This is a genomic window from Arthrobacter sp. zg-Y1110, assembly GCF_025244865.1.
In the GTDB taxonomy this organism is placed as follows: domain Bacteria; phylum Actinomycetota; class Actinomycetes; order Actinomycetales; family Micrococcaceae; genus Arthrobacter_B.
On record NZ_CP104272.1, the window covers coordinates 1,072,248 to 1,091,830 of the forward strand.

Here is a 19,583-nt window from a genome sequence, read left to right on the forward strand (position 1 = left end):
CGCCCGTTCGTTGTGGGGATTCTACAAAAGGCCGGAGGTTCCCGGCTGCGTGCGCGTCGGTGGGGCTGACTGTGCAGTAGATGCTGGTTAAGCCCGAGGCAGGCAGCATCTGCTGCACATTCGGCCGGCTGAACTGCACAACGGCCTGTGGAAAAAAACCCAGAGGCGCCGGCACACCCCGTAATGGGTATATGACTAAGCCGAAACCGCTGCCCCCGCTCTTGGCCGCTGAGCCGTTCATTTTTTCGGCTGCGCTCCGAGCGGGCGTCACCGTTGCCCGGATGCGTGCGGGGGATCTCTCAGCTCCGACCCGGGCCATTCGCGTCCCGTCAGCCGCACGAATCGACTTGCCTGCGCGGTGCCGCCCGTATCTGGAACTGCTTCCGGATGCCGCGATCAGTCACGGGACCGCGGCCCTGTTGCTTGGACTGGTGGTTCCGCAACGGGTGGCACAGGAGGGAACTATTCATATCTCCCGCGACCCGGCCCATGCCGTTCCGCGGCGCCGCGGAATCACCGGCCACCGGCTGGTGCTCAGCGCGGAAGAACTCGGGACATTCCGGAACCTCCGGGTGACCGCCGTACACCGCACCTGGCTGGATCTGGCCACTGTGCTCACTGTGGACGAACTGGTAGTTGCCGGAGACCACATCATCAGCGAGACACGGAGGTCCTTCGGCATCCCTCGGACGGCTTTGGTCCGTCAGGCCGATTTCGAGAGGTACGTTGCCGGGAAGAATGGAGTCCGGGGAATAACCAAGGCCAGGGAGGCGATGGCCCTCATGCGGCCGGGTGTCGATTCTCCGCCCGAGACACGGGTTCGGTTGCTGGTGCACCGGGCGGGACTGCCGGAATTTACCCCCAATACGCCGATATTCGACGCTACCGGCCATCCGGCCGTGTGGACTGATCTGGGCTGCCGCCGCTACCGGACATGTATTGAGTACGAGGGGATACACCATCTAAGTCCCGGCCAGCAGAGCAGGGACCACGAGCGGGATCTCCTCACGGCCGAGCTGGGTTGGCACCAGGTCAAGATCAACCGGTTCGATCTGGCGCAGGGGAGCAATTGGGTGGTCGGGAAAGTCCGCCACGCGCTCCGGAAAGGCGGATGGTCTCCGGACTTGCCGGGAAATCCATCGAGTGTGCAGTAGATGCTGCCTCGCTCAGGGGGAGGCAGCATCTACTGCACACTCACGGAGGCTACTTCCAGAGGTCGATGATCCGCACATCGGCGCTGGCGAGGAGCTGGCGCAGCGTCGAAACCGAAAGTCCGACGACGGCGTGCGGGTCGCCGTCGACCCGCTCGATGAACGCCCCGCCCAGGGAATCGATGGTGAAGGAACCGGCCACCTGGAGCGGCTCACCCGTGGCGATGTAGGCGTCGATCTCATCCTCGGAAAGCTTCACGAAGTGCACCTCGGCGGAGGACACCGCTCCGAGGGTGGCTCCGGAGCCGTCCTCGTCGGTGTCGCGGCAGTCCACGAGCCAGTGCCCGGTGTGCAGTACCCCGGAGGAACCGCTCATGCGGCGGATCCGTTCGCGCGCGACGTCGGCCTCCCATGGCTTGCCGTGTGCCTCGCCGTCGAATTCGAAGACTGAATCGCAGCCGATGACCAGCGCGCCGTCGGCCTCGGGCAGGGAGGCTACGGCTTCGGCCTTGGCACGGGCCAGCAGCAGGGCCGTATCGTGCGGGTCGGTCAGGCCGTAGCGGGCGGTGACGGCGTCTTCGTCGACGTCGGAGACGAGGACGGTATGGCCGATGCCGGCATCGGTCAGCAGTTTGGTGCGGGCGGGGGACGCGGAGGCCAGGATGAGGCTCAGATTGGGGTTGGTCACGGGTTCAAGCCTAGTGCCGGGGCGGACCGGCCCGGAAACCAAAAACGCCGGGCCGCCCCCGAAGGGACAGCCCGGCGTCGTACTCCAGGGAGGATCAGCTCTTGGACTCAACGAGCAGGGGAACCTCGATCTGCTCGGAATCGTCCGCGAAGGGATCGCCCTGGCGGCGGGCGTTGTACAGTCCGCTGTCCAGCAGCCCGTTGCGCTTGGCCACGAGGGTGGGGACCACGGTCTGGCCGGCCACGTTCACTGCGGTGCGGCCCATGTCCAGGATCGGATCGATGGCCAGCAGCAGGCCGACGCCGGCAAGCGGCAGGCCGAGGGTGGACAGGGTCAGCGTGAGCATCACGACGGCGCCGGTGGTGCCGGCGGTTGCGGCGGAACCCAGGACCGAAACCAGTGCGATCAGCAGGTAGTGGGTGAATTCCAGGTCCACGTTGAAGAACTGTGCCACGAAGATCGCGGAGACGGCCGGGTAGATGGAGGCGCAGCCGTCCATCTTGGTGGTTGCACCCAGGGGTACGGCGAAGGAGGCGTAGGCCCGGGGTACGCCGAGGTTACGCTCGGTCACACGCTGGGTCAGCGGCAGCGTACCCACCGAGGAGCGGGAGACGAAGGCCAGCTGGATAGCGGGCCAGGCGCCGGAGAACCACTGGCGGACGGAGAGGCCGTGGGCCTTGATCAGCGCCGGGTAGACACCGAACAGCACCAGGAACAGGCCAAGGTAAACGGTGAGGGCGAACATGCCCAGGGATCCGATGGTGTCCCAGCCGTAGGTCGCGACGGCGGTGCCGATGAGGCCGACCGTGCCGACCGGTGCGAGGCGGATGATCCACCACAGGACCTTCTGGATGACGGCCAGGGCCGAGGCATTCAGGGCCAGGAACGCTTCGGCGGGCTTGCCCACCTTGAGGGCGGCGATGCCGACGGCGATCGCGATCACGAGGATCTGCAGCACGTTGAAGCTGACGCTGGTGGTGACGTCCCCGGACTCCGCCACCTTGGAACTGGCGCCAAGTCCCAGGAAGTTGGCCGGCACCAGCCCGGTCAGGAAGCCCACCCAGCTGCCCTGGCTGCCGCTGAACTCCTCGCCCTGGCTGACGTCGGCGTTGTTGCCGGGCTGCAGGAAGAAGCCGAGCAGGATACCGATGACCACGCTGATGAGTGCCGTAATGGCGAACCAGAGCAGCGTCTGCCAGGCCAGCCGGGCGGCGTTGGAAACGGCCCGGAGGTTGGCAATGGAGCTGACCACGGCGGTGAAGATCAGGGGGACAACGGCGGCCTTCAGCAGCGATACGTAGCTCGTGCCGATGGTGTCCAGCGTGGTGGTGAGCCAGTTCGGCTCATCGTCAACGGTGCCCATTGACTTGGCCAGCAGGCCCAGCGCCAGGCCAACAATAAGGGCGGCGATGATCTGCGGTCCGAAGGACGTTGCCCATTTGGGCAGCCGCCGGGCGGTGGATTCAGGGGAGGAGGTCTGTGAGGTCACGGGAAAGACTCTAGCGGTGCGTCATTACCAGAACCGCCTCCAAGTTGCGAAATATGACGTAAGGAAAAAGTTGCAGGGCTCACCTGGTGACCGTCAGATCCGCACCGTTGCGGGGCTTCATCGCAGTGGCCCGGAATATTTCCCGGGCCACTGTGACTAAGATCGCAGGCGCTTACTCGCCCAGCAGGGCCCGCCGCAGCGTGTCGAGTCCCACGGAGCCGAGCTGCAGCGCCCGGGTGTGGAAAGCCTTCTCATCGAAGGCATCGGCCTCACGGCTGCGGACCTCGTCGCGGATCTGTTCCCAGAGCCGCTGGCCCAGCTTGTAGGAAGGGGCCTGTCCCGGCCAGCCCAGGTAGCGGGTGAACTCGAAGTTGAGCTGCCCTTCGCTGATCGACATGTTTTCCTTCAGGAACGCGTAGCCCTTGTCGGCGGTCCAGGTGCCTTCGCCCCACCGTTCCGGGATTTCCAGTTCCAGGTGGACGCCGATGTCGAAGACCACGCGGGCGGCACGCATCCGCTGCGCGTCCAGCATTCCCATCCGGTCGCCCGGGTCGCTGAGGTAGCCCAGCTGCTCCATGAGCCTTTCGGCGTAGAGCGCCCAGCCCTCACCGTGGCCGGAAACCCAGCAGATGTTGCGCCGCCAGTCGTTGAGCAGTCCGCGGGATGCCGTTGCCGTCGCAATCTGCAGGTGGTGGCCCGGAACGCCCTCGTGGTAGACCGTGGTGGTTTCCTGCCAGGTGGTGAAGGTGTCCTCGCCGGCCGGCACGGACCACCACATGCGGCCCGGACGGGAGAAATCGTCGCTGGGGCCGGTGTAGTAGATCCCGCCCTCCTGGGTGGGAGCAATCATGCACTCGATCCGCCGCATCGGTTCGGTGATCTCGAAGTGGGATCCGGCGAGGTCTTCGACGGCACGGTCGGCGAGGTCCTGCATCCAGGCCTGCAGCTCGTCCGTTCCGTGCAGCTGGCGTGCCGGATCCTCATCAAGGATGCGCATGGCTTCCACCACGGTGGCGCCGGGCCGGATCTGCTCGGCTACGGCTTCCTGCTCGGCGATGATGCGGTCCAGTTCCTCCACACCCCACTGGTAGGTCTCCTCCAGGTCCACGGCGGATCCGAGGAACTGGCGGGACATCAGGGCGTAGCGCTCCCGGCCCACGGCATCTGCGGCGGGCGCAGCCGGACGCAGCTCCTCCTCCAGGAAGGATGCGAGGTTGGCATAGGCCCGGCGGGCGGATTCGGCTCCGGCCTGCAGGTCCGCGCGGAGCGCGTCGGGCAGCTCTCCGCCGCCGGACAGGGCGGCATTGGCGGCGAGGGCGTCAAAGAACCCGCCGTCCTCTGCATACGCGGAAGCCTGCTCCACCACGATCTTTACCTGCCGGCGGGCGGCCACCCGGCCGTGTCCGATGCCGCTGCGCAGGCTGGTGATGTAGCCGGCGACGGCGTCGTCCACGTTGTTCAAACGTCCGGCAATGTGGTGCCACTGCTCTTCGGTATCCGTCGGCATCAGGTCGAAGATGCTCCGGATCCCCTGCGCGGGGGAAGCAATGTTGTTCAGCTCCGCAAGGTCCCAGCCCGACTCGTGGATTTCGAGGTCCAGGCCGAGGCGTTCGTGCATGGCGTCAAGGGTCACGCGGTCGACGTCGTCCGCGGGCTCAAGTCCGTCCAGCCGGCTGAGCGTCTCCCGGACTGCTTCGGCATAGGACTCCAGGCCGGCCGGCGAGTAATCGCCGTATTCGGTTTCCCGGCCCGGGATGCCCAGGGACGTGGCGAGGGACGGATCCAGCTGCAGGAGCGTGGCGGTGAAGGCATCGGCAACGGCGTCGATAGCGGTGGGCTGGCGCACCGGGGCACTGCTGGCAGTGGCGGACACGGGCGCGGAGGAAGGTGTCTGTTGGGTCACAAAGGTAGCCTAACCGCACACCGGCCCCGAGGCCCTCATTGGGCCTAGCGGAAACTCCGCCGCCAGGACCCCGGCCCGGGCTTCGGGTCCAGGCGCAGGTTCCGCCGCCGTGCCCACGCGCGGTGGGCCGGGCGTGCGGGAGGCAGGGGTGCAGCCTGCGCTCCCAGCCCGGCGACGACGGCGGCCAGGGCCGCGAGTTCCTCGTCCGTCGGGGAGCCGGAAACCACGGAAAAGAGCGGCTCCGGAGCCGGTTCCGGGGCACTGCCGTCGATACTCACAGCGGCATGTTCCCGTGCTTCTTGGCGGGCAGGGACGCACGCTTGTCCCGCAGCGCACGCAGGCCCCGGATCAGCTGCAGGCGGGTGTCCGAAGGAGCGATGACGGCGTCCACGTAACCGAGCTCGGCCGCCTGATAGGGGTTGAGCAGCTCGTCTTCATATTGCTCAATGTATTGGCGCCGGACGTCCTCGACGTCGCCGCCGGCGTCGGCCGCTGCCTTGAGCGGTGCCCGGTAGAGGATGTTCACCGCGCCCTGGGCACCCATCACGCCGATCTGCGCAGTGGGCCAGGCGAGGTTGATGTCAGCGCCGAGCTTTTTGGAGCCCATCACGATGTATGCGCCGCCGTAGGCCTTGCGGGTGATGACCGTCAGCTTGGGAACCGTGGCCTCGGCGTAGGCGTAGAGCAGCTTGGCGCCGCGGCGGATGATGCCCTGGAACTCCTGGTCCTTGCCCGGCAGGAAGCCCGGCACGTCCACGAAGGTCAGGATCGGGATATTGAAGGCGTCGCAGTTGCGGACAAACCGGGCCGCTTTCTCGGAGGCGGCGATGTCCAGGGTGCCGGCAAACTGCATTGGCTGGTTGGCCACGATGCCTACCGTGTGGCCCTCCATGCGGCCGTAGCCGATGATCACGTTCGGGGCGTACAGTGCCTGCATTTCCAGGAAGTGCCCGTCATCCAGGACGGTTTCGATGACGGTGCGGATGTCATAGGGCTGGTTCGCGGAGTCCGGGATCAGCTCATCCAGGGCCAGGTCGGCGTCGGTGGTTTCCGGGTCCTGGTCAAACGCGGTCAGCGGTGCTTCGGCCAGGTTGTTCGACGGCAGGAAATCGAGCAGTTCGCGGACGAACTCGACGGCGTCCTCTTCGTCGGAGGCCAGATAGGCGGAGGTGCCGGTGTTGGCATTGTGCTGCCGGGCGCCGCCGAGGGTTTCCATGTCCACGTCTTCACCCGTGACCGTCTTAATGACGTCGGGTCCGGTGATGAACATGTGCGAGGTCTTGTCCACCATCACCACGTAGTCGGTGAGCGCGGGGGAGTAGGCCGCGCCGCCGGCGGAGGGGCCCATGATCAGTGAGATCTGGGGAACGACGCCGGAGGCGTGGACATTGTTGCGGAAAATATCGGCGAACATGGCCAGCGAGGCGACGCCTTCCTGGATGCGGGCTCCGCCGCCGTCCAGGATGCCGATCACCGGGCAGCCGTTGCGCAGGGCGAATTCCTGCACCTTGACGATCTTCTCGCCGTTGACCTGGCTCAGGGAACCGCCGTAGACGCTGAAGTCCTGGCTGTAGACGGCCACGGGGCGTCCGTCGACGGTGGCGTAGCCGGAAACCAGTCCGTCGCCGAGGGGTTTCTTCTTTTCCATGCCGAAAGCGGTGGAGCGGTGCACGGCGAGGGCATCGAACTCCACGAAGGAACCGGCGTCCACAAGGAGGTCGATCCGCTCGCGGGCGGTGTGCTTGCCGCGGGCGTGCTGCTTTTCCACTGCCGCCTGCCCCGAGGGCATCGCTGCCGAGGCCTGCCGGCGCCGAAACTCGGCAATCTTGCCGGCCGTCGTATGCAGGGACAGATCCTGGTCGATACTCAAAGGGGCCTCCGGGTGCTTCAGTTCAGACGCTGCCGCGTCTTCGGGGGATCCCGAGGAAGAGGCAGTGCAGGGCGTTAAGTAGGTTCCGCACAAAAAGCGGAACGGTTTACCCAGTCTAGTGAGCCACAGCAGGGGGACCGAGTGTAGAAAACCTACAATGTCGTCTCCTGCCGGTTGGTCCGGTCCCCGGAAGGGAAGCCCCGGAGACACTTTTGTTACTGGCTAGTAACATCGCTCGAGGGTGCATTACCCTGTGCCTATGAGCATCCCCAACAGCACCCCGGATACGGCGTCCAGGTCCCTCGCCGGACGCACCATCCTGATGTCCGGCGGAAGCCGCGGCATCGGCCTCGCCATTGCCCTGCGCGCAGCAGCGGACGGCGCCAACATTGCCATACTCGCCAAAACGGCGGAGCCGCACCCGAAGCTGGAAGGTACCGTCTACACAGCCGCCGAACAGCTGGAAGCAGCCGGCGGCAAGGCCCTGCCGATCATCGGCGACGTGCGCAGCGACGAAGACGTTGCCCGCGCCGTCGAATCCACCATCGAGCAGTTCGGCGGGATCGACATTGTCCTGAACAATGCCTCTGCCATCGACCTTTCCGGCACCGACGCCGTGTCGATGAAGAGCTATGACCTGATGGCCGACATCAATACCCGCGGCACGTTTATGCTTTCCAAGTTCTCCCTGGACGCCCTGCGCCGCTCCGGCAACGGCCACATCCTCACCCTGTCCCCGCCCCTGAACCTGGATCCCAAGTGGGCCGGCGGTTACCTGGCGTACACCATGGCCAAGTACGGCATGTCCCTCACCACGCTCGGCCTGGCCGAAGAGCTGAAGAACGACGGCGTGTCCGTGAACTCGCTCTGGCCGGTGACCGGGATTAACACCGCGGCCATCCGCAACATGCCCGGAGGGGACAAGCTCGCCGCGGCCTCCCGCAGCGCGGACATCATGGCGGACGCCGCACATGCCATCCTCACCCGTCCGAGCGGACAGTCCACCGGCAACTTCTACACCGACGAAGAGGTGCTGCGCGAGGAGGGAGTCACGGATTTCAGCCGCTACGCCCCCGGAGTGCCCGCGGACAAGCTGATGCCGGACTTCTTCCTCTAACCCGCGCTGCAGGACCGGGCGCGAAGGGAATGTCGGGGCGCCCGCGTAAGATCGGAAGAATGCAACTGCACTACTCCAGCATGGAAAGACCGGCCCTGGACCCCGGCCGCCTGAGGGCGGCACTGGTGGCACCCAACGGTCCCTTCGCTGCGCTGGAAGTGGTGGAGGAGACCGGGTCCACCAATACGGATCTGGCGGACGCCGCCCGGCTGCGCCCCTGGGAGGTCGCGGACCTGACCGTCCTGACCGCTGAACTGCAGACGGCAGGCCGCGGCCGGATGGACCGCAGCTGGGTCGCTCCCGAGCGTTCATCACTGTTCGTCAGCGTGCTGCTGCGTCCGGTGGGCCCGTCCGGGCGCCCCCTGCCCACAACCTCCTATGGCTGGTTGTCGCTGCTGGCCGCCCTGGCCATGGCCGAAAGCGTGGCCGCGCGCACCGGCGTCGAGGCCCGGCTGAAATGGCCGAACGACGTCATGGTGGACGGGCGGAAACTCGCCGGCGTGCTGGCCCAGTTGGTTCCGGCGTCCAACGGTGGCCCGCCGGCCGTGGTGGTCGGCGTCGGCCTGAACGTGAGCCTCACGGACGAGGACCTGCCCGTCCCCACCGCCACCAGCCTGTTGATGGAATATGCCTCCACGACGGACCGGAACATCCTCCTGCAGGATTATCTGTTGGCGTTGGCAGCCCGGTACCGGGCCTTCTGCTCGGTGGACGGCGACCCGGAGGCAGTGCCTGCCGGATCCCGGAAGGCACTGCGGGACGAGGTGTCGGCACGCCTGGGCACCCTGGGCCGGGGCGTGAGCGCGCAGCTGCCCGGCGGAAACGTCCTTACCGGCCGTGCCGTTGCCCTGGCGCCCACGGGTGCCCTGGTCATTGTCGACGACGCCGGCGCCACGCATACCGTCAGCGCCGCCGACGTCGTACACCTGCGCCCCGAGCAGCCGTGAGGGCCGAACCCACCCGCCTGCCGGGAGGCGACCCGTGCGCCTGAAGCTCTCTCCCGGCGAGCAGATCATCGCCGCCGGCCGCCCGCACGCCCGTTCCCTGTGGAAACCGCTGGTGCTCGCCGGAATCACCGGAGCCCTGGCCGGTTACGCCTTGGGATGGCTGGGACGGGACACGCTGCCCGGCCAGCTGGCCGAATTCAGCCCCTACCTGCAGCCGGCGGTAGTGGCGCTGGCCGTGCTGCTGCTGGCCCGCTACACCGTTCCGCCCGTGCTGCGCTGGCTGGCCGGGCGCATCATCCTCACCGACCGGAGGCTGATCCAACGGCAGGGAGTGCTGATGCGCCGCGAGCACGAGATTGCCCTTGCCGCCATCTACCAGCTGGAAATCCGGCAGTCCGTGACGGACCGGATGCAGCGCAGCGGGACCCTCATCCTCGACCTGGGACACGGGCGGATTATGCAGTATCCGGCGGTGCCGGAAGTGCACCGTTTCCGCTCCATGGTGGTCTCCGCCATCGGTCAGCTGCCGCTGACTGCCATGTTTGATGGTGTAGATATGGAAACAGATGGGGAATACGACTACGAAGGGAGGGACGATGACTGATACCGGCCACGGCGAGCTCGGTCCCGCGAGCCACCCCGAACCCATGACCCCGCCCGTGCAGCCCGTTCCGGTACCTCGGCCCGACTACTCCCTTGCCAGTACCGGCACCGAGATTGACCGGGAGGATGTGCGCAAGCTTGAGGCGCAGCTGCTCGGCGGACCGCGTACGCTTCGCCGCCGCGAAGCCGCCGCCGAAGCGGGCGTGTCCCTGCTTTCAGCCCGCAAGCTCTGGCGGGCCATGGGTTTCCCCAACCTCGACGACGACGCCGTTTTCTTCACCGAACAGGACCGCGAGGCCCTGAGCACAGTGATCGAACTGGTGCGCGACGAGCAGCTCACCGAGGAAGCAGCCATCTCCATCATGCGGTCCATCGGCCAGATGACGGACCGGATGGTGGTCTGGCAGGTCGAAGCGCTGGTGGAGGAAATGGTGGTCCGCCGCGGCATCACCGACGCCGAGGCCCGCAAGCGGCTCGTCGAGGCACTTCCCGATCTCATCGAGCCGCTCGAAAAGACCCTCGTCTACGCCTGGAAACGCCAGCTCAACGCGGCCATCCAGCGCCTGGCCCTGCGTGCGGAGGCAGGCCTGGCCAGCCACGACGACGCCGCCTCCGACGACGCGCCGCTGCCGCTGGCGCGCGCGGTTGGTTTTGCCGACCTCGTCTCCTACACCAGCCTTTCCCGGCAGATGAACGAGAAGACCCTGGCCCAGATGGTGCAGCGTTTCGAGCACAAGTGCGCGGAGATCATTTCGGTGGGCGGCGGGCGGCTGGTGAAGACCATCGGTGACGAGGTTCTTTTCAATGCCGAGACACCGGAGGCCGGGGCGGAGATTTCACTGGCGCTGGCGAAGGCGTTTACCGAGGACGATCTGCTGCCCTCTGCCAGGGTGTCCCTGGTCTGGGGCAGGGTGCTTTCCCGGCTGGGCGATATCTACGGACCCACGGTCAACCTGGCTTCCCGGCTCACCTCCCTGGCCGAACCCGGCACGGTCCTTACCGACGCCTCCACCGCTGCGGCGCTGAAGGACAACCCCAAGTTCGTGCTCATCCCGCACCAGCCGCGCAATGTGCGCGGGTTCGGCGAAATCCATCCGGTGACCCTGGCCCGGGGGACCGGGTCCGGCCTCGTACTGGACTAGCGGCGCCTTCGGCCCCTCAGCCTTTCCGGCCTGCGGGTGAGATGACTCACCCGCTCCTGAGATTTGTGCAACACTATGCGGTGGAACTGCTGTGCCCGCCGCGTTGTCCCCGGTGGATGCACGGTTCCGGTGCAGGTTCATAACCAGGGGGAAACATCGTGGCAGTGCTCGGGGGAAAAGCACGTCTGCTCAGCCGTAGGCGGCGGAAGGCAGTCTCGGCAGGGTCGGCTGTCGCCGTGACCACGGCGCTGGTCACCGGGGCGCTGCTTTACCCCGGCTTCGCCAGTGCCGATGTGGACCTGAACGACGGCGGCGTCTGGGTCACCAACCGGACCCAGGGCATGGTCGGCCACCTGAACTACCCCTCCAAGCTCCTGGACGGCGGCTACACCGCCAACAGCGACAATTTTGACGTCCTGCAGAACGCCGGCACCGTCTTCAACCTCAACACCGACCAGTCCAAGATCAGCCCCGTGGACGTGGCCAACGTTGTCCGCGGTGCGGAAGTCCAGCTTCCCGGTACGGCCGCTTTCTCTTTCGGGACCGAGACCGTGGCGGTCACCGACCCGGCACAGGGCAGGGTCTGGATTACCCCTGTCAGCGAGATGGGCTTCTTCAGCGACGGGGAAACCGAGCCCGTGCTGGAAGGGAACCCCGGGGTACTTGCCGCGGTATCCGCCGGTGACCACGTGGTGGTTGCAGCACCGGAAGACGGCATGCTCTACACCTTCGAGAAGGATGAAGACGGCGGCTACGGCGAACCCGAGGAGCAGGAGGCTCCGGCGCTGAAGGACTTCAAGGATGCGCAGATCGCCGCCGTCGGAAATCAGGCCGTGGTCCTGAACACGGAGACCGAGACGCTGCTGCTTCCCAACGGTGACACGGTCGGCATTCCTGACTCCAAGAACGCCAAACTCCAGCAGAGCGGGCCGGCGAGCGATTTCGTGGCCATAGCCACGGAGAAGGCACTTATCCTGCAGCCGCTCGACGGCGGGGACCCGGAAGTCACGGACATCGACGCCGGGGGCGGGGCCGCCGCACCGGTGAAGCTGGGGGACTGCGTCTACGCAGCCTGGGCGGGAGCCGGAACCCACGTGCGGAACTGCGGCAACGATGCCGAGGACGCCCGCGAAGACATCCCCGACCTCACCGCATCCTCCGAACTGGTGTTCCGGGTCAACCGGGACGTGGTGGTACTCAACGATGTCAACGGCGGTGACGTCTGGCTGGTGCTCGAAAACATGCAGCTGGTGGATAACTGGGGAGACATCATTCCGCCCCAGCAGGATTCGAGCGACGACGAGGAAGAGTCCGCCAGCGAAAACCCGGTGAACACCCTGCCTGACCGCACCACGGAAAACCGTCCCCCTTCAGCCGCCGACGACCAGGTCGGTGCCCGGGCCGGGCGCACCACCATCCTCCAGGTGCTGGACAATGACAGCGACCCGGACGGGGACCTCCTGACCGCTTCGGTGGTCGGCGGCCAGCCCCTGGTCGGTTCGGTACAGCCCATCTACAACGGTGCCGCCCTGCAGATTGTGATTCCCTCCGGCACACCGGCTGGAACCGGCAGCTTCACCTACGAGATCGCTGACGGCCGGGGCGGCACGGACACGGCCACGGTGACGGTCTCGGTGCCCGGCACGGGAACCAACACCCCGCCTGAGCCGCGCCGCAGCACAAAGATCCTGCTGGAACAGGGGAAATCGGTCAGCCAGAACATCCTCAACGACTGGAAAGATGCTGACGGAGATGACCTGGTCCTGACCGATGCCCAAATGACGGAAGACGGAGACCAGGTCCATCCGAACTCGGACGGTTTGCTGGATTTCAGGGACGTCGGCAAGACCCAGGGGATCAAGGAAGTGCCGATCACCGTTTCGGACGGCACTGACGAGGTGGAAGGCATCGTGACGTTCGACGTCCGCCCCACCGGCGTCCTGCCTCCCGTGGTGAACTTCGACCACTTCACCGCCACGGTGGACCAGCACATCCAGATGTTCCCGTTGAAGAATGACCTGGACCCGGCGGGCGGCCAGCTTTCGCTGGCCAAGGCGGAGGGGGAGAACGGCCTGGCACTGACGCCGGATTATCAAACGGGTTCCATTGGATTCCTGCCCACGGAGGCGGGGACTTACTACATCGAGTACCTGGTCACGAACGGTCCGCAGAGCGCCAGCGGCCTGATCCGCGTTGATGCACAGCCTGCCGGCCGGCAGGGAGCCCCGGTGGCCGTGCGCGACGTCGCCCTGCTTCCCAGCGGCGGCAGCGTGCTTGTGGACGTGCTTGGCAATGATACGGACCCGGCCGGCGGCCTGCTGGTTGTCCAGTCCGTTACCTCTGCACTCGAATCGCCCGTGAACGTGGCTGTCCTGGACCGCAACCTTCTGCAGATCCATGATGTGCGGGGGTTGAACCGGCAGATGACGATCGAATATGCCGTCTCGAACGGAACATCCACGGCAACGGGTGAAGTCAACGTCATCCCGGTTGACCGGCCTGAAACGGTGCTGCCCCCCGTCACCGGTCCCGACGAAGCGGTGGTCCGGGTAGGGGACGTGGTGACCATCCCGGTGCTGGACAATGATTCCTCGCCGGTGGGAGAGAAGCTGACGCTGAACCCGGTGCTTCCGCAGTCGGTGGAGCCGGCAGACGGACAGATGTTCGTATCGGAGGACAAGCTGCGTTTCGTGGCGGGCCCGACTGCGAAGACCGTGTACGCCATCTATGAAGTCTCAGACGAGTCCGGGCAGAAGAACTCGGCCCAGGTCCGCATCAACATCCGACCCCGCGACGACGAGAAAAACACACCCCCCATTCCGCAGAACGTGGAGGGGCGGGTGGTCGCCGGCGCCACGGTGCGCATCCCGATTCCGCTGGACGGGTTGGACTCGGACGGCGATTCCGTGGTCCTGAACGGTATTGGTTCCGCGCCGACCCTGGGAGCGGCGCTCGCGGGTCCCAACTACATCGATTACACGGCCCTTGCCCAGTCGGCCGGAACGGACACCTTCACCTATACGGTGCGTGACCGTCTGGGCCTGGAGAACACCGGCACGGTGCAGGTGGGTATCGCCCCGGCGGCAGAGGCCAACCAGAGACCGGTGGCCGTTGATGACGTGGTGGCGCTGCGGCCGGGCCGCGCCCATGCCATGTCCGTGCTTCGAAACGATTCGGATCCTGACGGGGACCCGGTTTCCCTTAACGTAGGGGCTATAACAAGCAGTGATCCGGCACTGGAAACCCGCGGAGATCCGCCGAGGCTGCTGTTCTCCGCCCCGGAGACACCGGGGGTTTACAGCATCAGCTATGGACTCAAGGACAACCGCGGGGCGTCGACAACCGGCAACGTGACGGTGACGTCGGACGAGAATGCCCCGCTGCTGCCGCCGCTCTCGCGCGATGATCTGGTGGATGTCAGCGAGATCCGGAACCAGAGCTTCGTGGAAGTTCCCGTACTGGAAAACGACGAGGATCCTGACGGGCTTGCCACGGAGATGGAGGTGCGGATCCTCGGCGACCATCCGGGTGCGTCCGTCTCCGGCGACGGCGTGGTCCGGGTCGACTTGGCGACAGAGGCACAGATTGTCCCGTACACGGCGGTGGACCAGGACGGCGGAACATCCAGCGCCATCATCTGGGTCCCCGGCCTGGGCACCCAATATCCCATGCTGCGGCAGGGCGAGCCGCTGGAAGTGCGCGCCGGAAGCACCCTGGACCTTAACCTCAAGAGTCTGGTGACCGTGCGGGACGGGCATACTCCGCGCGTCACCACAGCCGAACGCATCAAGGCCATCGGTACGAAGGACGGCGGGGTGCGGATCATCAGTCCGACGGTTCTTCGATATGCGCCCCATCCGGATTATTCGGGGCTCGGTTCGGTCACCTTCGAGGTAACCGACGGCGTGAGCGCGGAGGATCCGGAGGGTTTGAAGGCCACCTTGACCGTGTTGGTGAACGTTATTCCGCTGCCGGCCCAGAATTTCCCGCCCACCATCAGCTCGGGCTCCCTGGAAACCGCAAAGGGGGAAGCCCCGTCCGTGCTGGACCTGGCTTCCCTGGCCTCCGACCCGAACCCGGAGGACGCCGGCCGGCTCCGGTTCAGTCTGGAAGGATCGGTGCCGCTGGGCTTCGACGCCAAGCTGGACGGAAGCCTCCTTGAGGTAAGCGCACGCGATGACGCCGCCGTCGGCACACTGGGTGAGCTCTCGGTGTCGGTGACGGACGGCCGCGGGGACCTGGTCATCGGGCGGGTGGACCTCATCGTCCTGGCCTCGAACCGCCCACTTCCCGTCGCCAACGACGACATTGTTCCGGATGCGGTCCAGGGCCGTGCCGTCACGGTTCCGGTCCTGGCCAACGATGTCAATCCCTTCGAGGACAAGCCGCTCGAACTGGTCGACGTGGCAGCGGACGGAAACGGAACCGCTGTCCGCCAGGGGGACTCCGTCGTGGTCACGCCGGGGGCCGACTTCGTGGGCAACATGACCGTCAGCTACACGATCAGGGACCGGACCGGCGAACCCGGGCGTAACGCCGTCGGCCAGATTCGGCTGACAGTACAGGGAAAACCTGCGGCGCCCTCCACACCGGTGATTGAGTCCACCCGCAGCCGGACCGTGGTGCTGGCCTGGAATCCGCCGGCGGCCAACGGGTCACCCATTACCGGGTACACCGTGACAGCGGCAAACGGTTTCAGCCAGGCCTGCCCGGCCACCACCTGCACCTTGACCGGGCTGACCAACAACGTGGAGTACGTCTTCCGGGTCACGGCGACCAACGCGAACGGCACCTCTGCGCCCTCGCCCACCTCTGCAGTTGCCAGGCCCGACACGCAGCCGGGCCGCCCGGCACCGCCCGGCCTGGTCTACGGCGACAAGGAGCTTACGGTGAACTGGGTGGCGCCGCCCAACGAGGGCTCACCAATCACCGGTTACGACCTCCAGATTTCCCCGGCGCCGCCCAACGGGGTCTCGCAGAAGTCCGCTCCGGCGGCAGGGGGCTCGATCACGTGGGGTTCCCTCGAGAACGGGACCAGCTACCGCGTCCGCATCCAGGCGCGCAATCTGGCCCCCGACCCGTCGGAGTGGAGCGAGTATTCCGTCCCGGAAACCCCCAACGGGCTGCCGGGTGCCCCGGGGATACCGAACACTATTACCGCCCAGCCGGTGGGCACCGAATCCCAGCTCAAAATCGGCTGGGAGGCAGCACCGAACAACGGTGCTCCGATCGACAAATATGAGGTGCTGGTCTTCCAGAACGGCGCCCAGGTGGGAAGCTTCCCCGGCACGGCCGAGACGGGCACCACCATCACGGTGTCCAACTCGGAAGAGGATTACTCCTATGCAGTGCGTGCCCACAACCGTTCCGGCTGGGGCGAAACCGGACCCATGTCGGCGCCGCGGCGGGCACGGGGTAATCCGGAGCCCCCGCAGCCTCCCACGCTGGTTGCCGAGAACACGGACAAGGCCGGCGGAGCGGTAAAGATAACCTTCAGCGAGCTCAGCAAAGAGCAGCGGAACGGTGCCAAGGCGGGCGAGATTGTCTACTACGCGTACTTCAGCAACGGCACTACCGTCCCGGTGAAGAACAACCAGGTCCTGACCGGCTTCACCAACGGTAATGCCATCACGGCCTCGCTCACGGCCTCCGTCAGCTTTGACGGAGCCAGGTATGAGAGTCCGCAAAGCGCCGCGGCGGCAGAGGTGAAACCCTACGGTGCGGCGGGGAAACCCGTTCTCGGCGGGACCGACGGTAATCCCAAAAACATCCATGCGGTTGCCACCTGGCAGCCGCCGGACCCCAGCGTCCACGACACCCGCGAGGTCTGGATCCAGGTTAATGACGAGCCGTACACCCCCGCATACGGCCTTTCCGGCCAGCTTGAGCTGGGTAACGGGCTGAACCAGACCGTTACGGTGCGGGCCTACTCGGTGAACTCCCTGGGTACCAAGAGCGAGCCGGTGGAGAAGACGTACAAGACGGGTATCCCGTTCTCCGGCACGGTGAACAAGCTGACGTGCTGGAGCCACCCGCTGGGGCCGGTGAAACCCGTGGGCGAGTACTGCGTCACCGGCGCTCCGGCAATCGACACGACGGTAGAGGCCACCTGTAAATGGATCGGGGACAAGGACACCTGGCTTTACATTCCCAAAGGCGGCTTCTACGGGATGAGGTACCTGAATGCCAACGACGTTACCTACGTGTCCGGGCCCAATCCAGCCGTACTGCCCATGTGCAGCGAAGGCGATAACTGACCTTGCTGCACCCGCCGAACACCACCCCGCCGAACACCGGCCCGAGAACAACAACTGGAGAAATGACTACGATGGCAATGACCGAAGAGCAGGCAGCCTGGTTCGCGGAGACGTTTGAACGGCTCACGGCGAACGTCGGTGAAGCGGTGCTGGGTAAGAAGGACGTTGTCCGGCTGGTATTGACCGCGATGCTGGCTGAAGGCCACGTGCTGCTTGAAGATGCCCCCGGAACCGGCAAGACCATGCTGGCCCGCGCGCTGGCCGCCACGGTGCAGGGATCCAACTCCCGCATCCAGTTCACCCCGGACCTGCTGCCTTCCGACGTCACCGGCATCACCATCTACGACCAGAAGCAGCAGCTGTTCGAATTCCACCGCGGGCCCATCTTCGCGAACATCGTGCTTGCGGATGAAATCAACCGCGCGTCTCCCAAGACGCAGTCAGCGTTGCTGGAGGTGATGGAGGAATCCCGGGTCACCGTGGACGGGGAGACGTACACCCAGGACCGTCCGTTCATGGTGATCGCCACCCAGAACCCGATCGAGCAGGCGGGCACCTACCGGCTTCCCGAAGCCCAGCTGGACCGCTTCCTCATCAAGACCTCCATCGGCTACCCGGACCACGAGGCAACCCTGGAACTGCTCTCCGGTTCCTCCACCCGAGACCGCTCGGCGGCCCTCACCCCGGTGATCACGACGACGGCGGTCCGGGACATGGCCGAGCTGGGCACCACGGTGCACGTGGAACCCGCAGTGCTGGAGTACATCTCACACCTCGTGTCAGCCACCCGTACCGCAACCGAAACACGGCTTGGCGTCAGCGTCCGCGGGGCCCTGGCGATGGTTCGGGTCGCGAAGATCCGGGCAGCCTCCGAGGGCCGGAACTATGTCCTGCCCGACGACGTCAAGGCACTGGCGCCGGCGGTCTGGACCCACCGGCTGGTGATGGACCCGGAAGCCGAGTTTGCCGGAGCCAGCCCTGAAGCCGTCCTGCTGTCAGTGCTTGCCGACGTGGCTGCACCCCAGCAGCGGGCCCAGGCGCAGGCCTAGGGACGACCATGCCAAAGTTTTCCGGGCGCACCGGCCGCTGGAGCCGGCGCGCCGCAGTCAGCCTGCGCCGGCGCGCCCTGCGAATGCGCCGTGCAGTCCTCCGCTCCGCTTACTGGCGGGCCGCAGCACCCAAACTGGCGCCGGCCGCCCGGCGCCTGGCTCCGGTCCTGGCGCGGACGGGAGCCGGACTCGGTTCTGCAGGACGCCGCCTGCGTGCGGCCATGGCCGCCGTCAGCCCGCTGGGCTGGCTGGCCGTGGGACTCACCTTTGTTCTTGTTCTCCTCGGCACCGTGTTCAACTGGCAGGAGGCGCTGGTTGCCGCCGTAGGTTCCGGTGTCCTGCTGGTGCTGGGAACGGCGTTCGTCGTCGGCCGGCTCTCCTATGACGTGGCACTGGACCTGGCCCGCACCCGGGTTGCCGTCGGCGACGCCGCGGTAGGCAGCCTCAGCATCACGAGCACGGCCGCGCGGTCGATGCTGCCGGTGACCTTTGAGCTTCCGGTGGGCGGAGCCGTCGCCGCGTTCGACCTGCCCCGCATGCGTCCGGGACACACACATGAGGAACTCTTCAGTATCCCTACGCGCCGCCGAGCCGTCATTAAAGTGGGACCCGTGGAATCCGTACGCCAGGATCCGCTGCGGCTGATGGGCAGGCGGCTCATCTGGGCCGATCCCGTGGACCTGTACGTGCACCCCCGCACCGTGTCCCTCAGCGGTTCCACCACAGGATTCATCCGGGACCTGGAAGGCGAGCCCACTACGGACCTGTCCAGCTCGGACGTGGCCTTCCATGCCCTCAGGGCCTATGTTCCCGGTGATGACCGCCGGCACATCCACTGGAAGACCACCGCGCGGACGGGTACCCTGATGGTCCGCCAGTTCGAGGAAACCCGGCGTTCCCACGTGGCAGTCGCACTGTCCTTGAGCAGCGCCGAGTACACCTCCGAGGAGGACCTTGAACTGGCGGTGTCGGTTGCGGGTTCGCTGGGAATCCAGGCGTTCCGTGAACAGCTGGCACTGTCGGTGCTGACCCAGGACGGGCCGCTGCGCTGCACCACTGCGGGTGCCATGCTGGACGGCCTGACCGAGGCAGAGGGCCGGTCACGCACTTCCGGGATCGTCGACCTCGCCCGGATCACGGCGGATGCCGTGCCCAACGCCTCTGTCGTGTTCCTTGTAACGGGGACCGAACCCAACGGCGCCGCGCTGCGGTCCGCCTCGATGAAGGTTCCACCGGGCATCCGCTGTATTGCGCTGCGCTGCGGAATGGGCCTGGAACCCGCTTTGGCCGCCATCGGCGATCTTGCGGTTCTGGACATCGGGGACCTGGAGTCCCTCCCCGGCGTGCTGCGGAAGGCTATCGCGTGA

Annotated in this window: 13 protein-coding genes; 8 read left to right on the top strand and 5 right to left on the bottom strand. The window is 66.3% G+C overall.

Annotation, left to right across the window (positions count from 1 at the left end; translation table 11 throughout):
* Positions 1 to 191 precede the first annotated feature (191 nt).
* Positions 192 to 1,154, top strand: coding sequence for an endonuclease domain-containing protein (locus tag N2K99_RS04985; protein ID WP_227934054.1), 963 nt, complete (start codon positions 192 to 194; stop codon positions 1,152 to 1,154).
* Positions 1,155 to 1,203: 49 nt separating this feature from the next.
* Here N2K99_RS04985 and N2K99_RS04990 read toward each other — a convergent pair whose 3' ends face one another.
* The 5 genes from N2K99_RS04990 to N2K99_RS05010 all read right to left on the bottom strand — a co-directional run bounded on the left by N2K99_RS04990 (position 1,204) and on the right by N2K99_RS05010 (position 7,095).
* On the bottom strand, positions 1,204 to 1,839 hold the full coding sequence (locus tag N2K99_RS04990) for a nucleoside triphosphate pyrophosphatase (protein WP_227934055.1): 636 nt from the start codon (positions 1,837 to 1,839) through the stop codon (positions 1,204 to 1,206).
* A gap of 94 nt (positions 1,840 to 1,933) precedes the next feature.
* Complete coding sequence (locus N2K99_RS04995) at positions 1,934 to 3,328, bottom strand: dicarboxylate/amino acid:cation symporter (protein ID WP_227934056.1); 1,395 nt, start codon at positions 3,326 to 3,328, stop codon at positions 1,934 to 1,936.
* Positions 3,329 to 3,500: 172 nt separating this feature from the next.
* On the bottom strand, positions 3,501 to 5,231 hold the full coding sequence (locus N2K99_RS05000; protein WP_227934057.1) for a DUF885 domain-containing protein: 1,731 nt from the start codon (positions 5,229 to 5,231) through the stop codon (positions 3,501 to 3,503).
* Between the two features lie 44 nt (positions 5,232 to 5,275).
* Positions 5,276 to 5,509, bottom strand: coding sequence for an acyl-CoA carboxylase epsilon subunit (locus N2K99_RS05005; RefSeq protein WP_227934058.1), 234 nt, complete (start codon positions 5,507 to 5,509; stop codon positions 5,276 to 5,278).
* Complete coding sequence (locus N2K99_RS05010) at positions 5,506 to 7,095, bottom strand: acyl-CoA carboxylase subunit beta (protein WP_227924383.1); 1,590 nt, start codon at positions 7,093 to 7,095, stop codon at positions 5,506 to 5,508. The genes N2K99_RS05005 and N2K99_RS05010 overlap by 4 nt, the downstream gene beginning before the upstream one ends.
* A 265-nt stretch (positions 7,096 to 7,360) precedes the next feature.
* Here N2K99_RS05010 and N2K99_RS05015 point away from each other — a divergent pair, with 265 nt between their 5' ends.
* From N2K99_RS05015 to N2K99_RS05045, 7 genes are all read left to right on the top strand, one after another.
* Positions 7,361 to 8,218 carry an NAD(P)-dependent oxidoreductase gene (locus N2K99_RS05015; RefSeq protein WP_227934059.1) on the top strand — a complete coding sequence of 286 codons (858 nt, stop codon included), beginning with the start codon at positions 7,361 to 7,363 and terminating at the stop codon, positions 8,216 to 8,218.
* A gap of 59 nt (positions 8,219 to 8,277) precedes the next feature.
* Positions 8,278 to 9,165 (top strand): biotin--[acetyl-CoA-carboxylase] ligase, encoded by an 888-nt coding sequence (locus N2K99_RS05020; protein ID WP_227934060.1) that lies wholly within the window; start codon positions 8,278 to 8,280, stop codon positions 9,163 to 9,165.
* A 34-nt stretch (positions 9,166 to 9,199) separates the two neighbouring features.
* Positions 9,200 to 9,769, top strand: a complete 570-nt coding sequence (locus N2K99_RS05025) for a PH domain-containing protein (protein WP_227934061.1) — start codon at positions 9,200 to 9,202, stop codon at positions 9,767 to 9,769.
* Entirely contained in the window at positions 9,762 to 10,910 is a 1,149-nt protein-coding gene (locus N2K99_RS05030; RefSeq protein WP_227934062.1) for an adenylate/guanylate cyclase domain-containing protein, read from the top strand. Before N2K99_RS05025 ends, N2K99_RS05030 begins: the two co-directional genes overlap by 8 nt.
* A 236-nt stretch (positions 10,911 to 11,146) precedes the next feature.
* Entirely contained in the window at positions 11,147 to 17,167 is a 6,021-nt protein-coding gene (locus tag N2K99_RS05035) for an Ig-like domain-containing protein (RefSeq protein WP_227934063.1), read from the top strand.
* Positions 17,168 to 17,238: 71 nt separating this feature from the next.
* Positions 17,239 to 18,216, top strand: a complete 978-nt coding sequence (locus N2K99_RS05040; protein ID WP_227924384.1) for a MoxR family ATPase — start codon at positions 17,239 to 17,241, stop codon at positions 18,214 to 18,216.
* Between the two features lie 8 nt (positions 18,217 to 18,224).
* Entirely contained in the window at positions 18,225 to 19,583 is a 1,359-nt protein-coding gene (locus N2K99_RS05045; protein WP_227934064.1) for a DUF58 domain-containing protein, read from the top strand.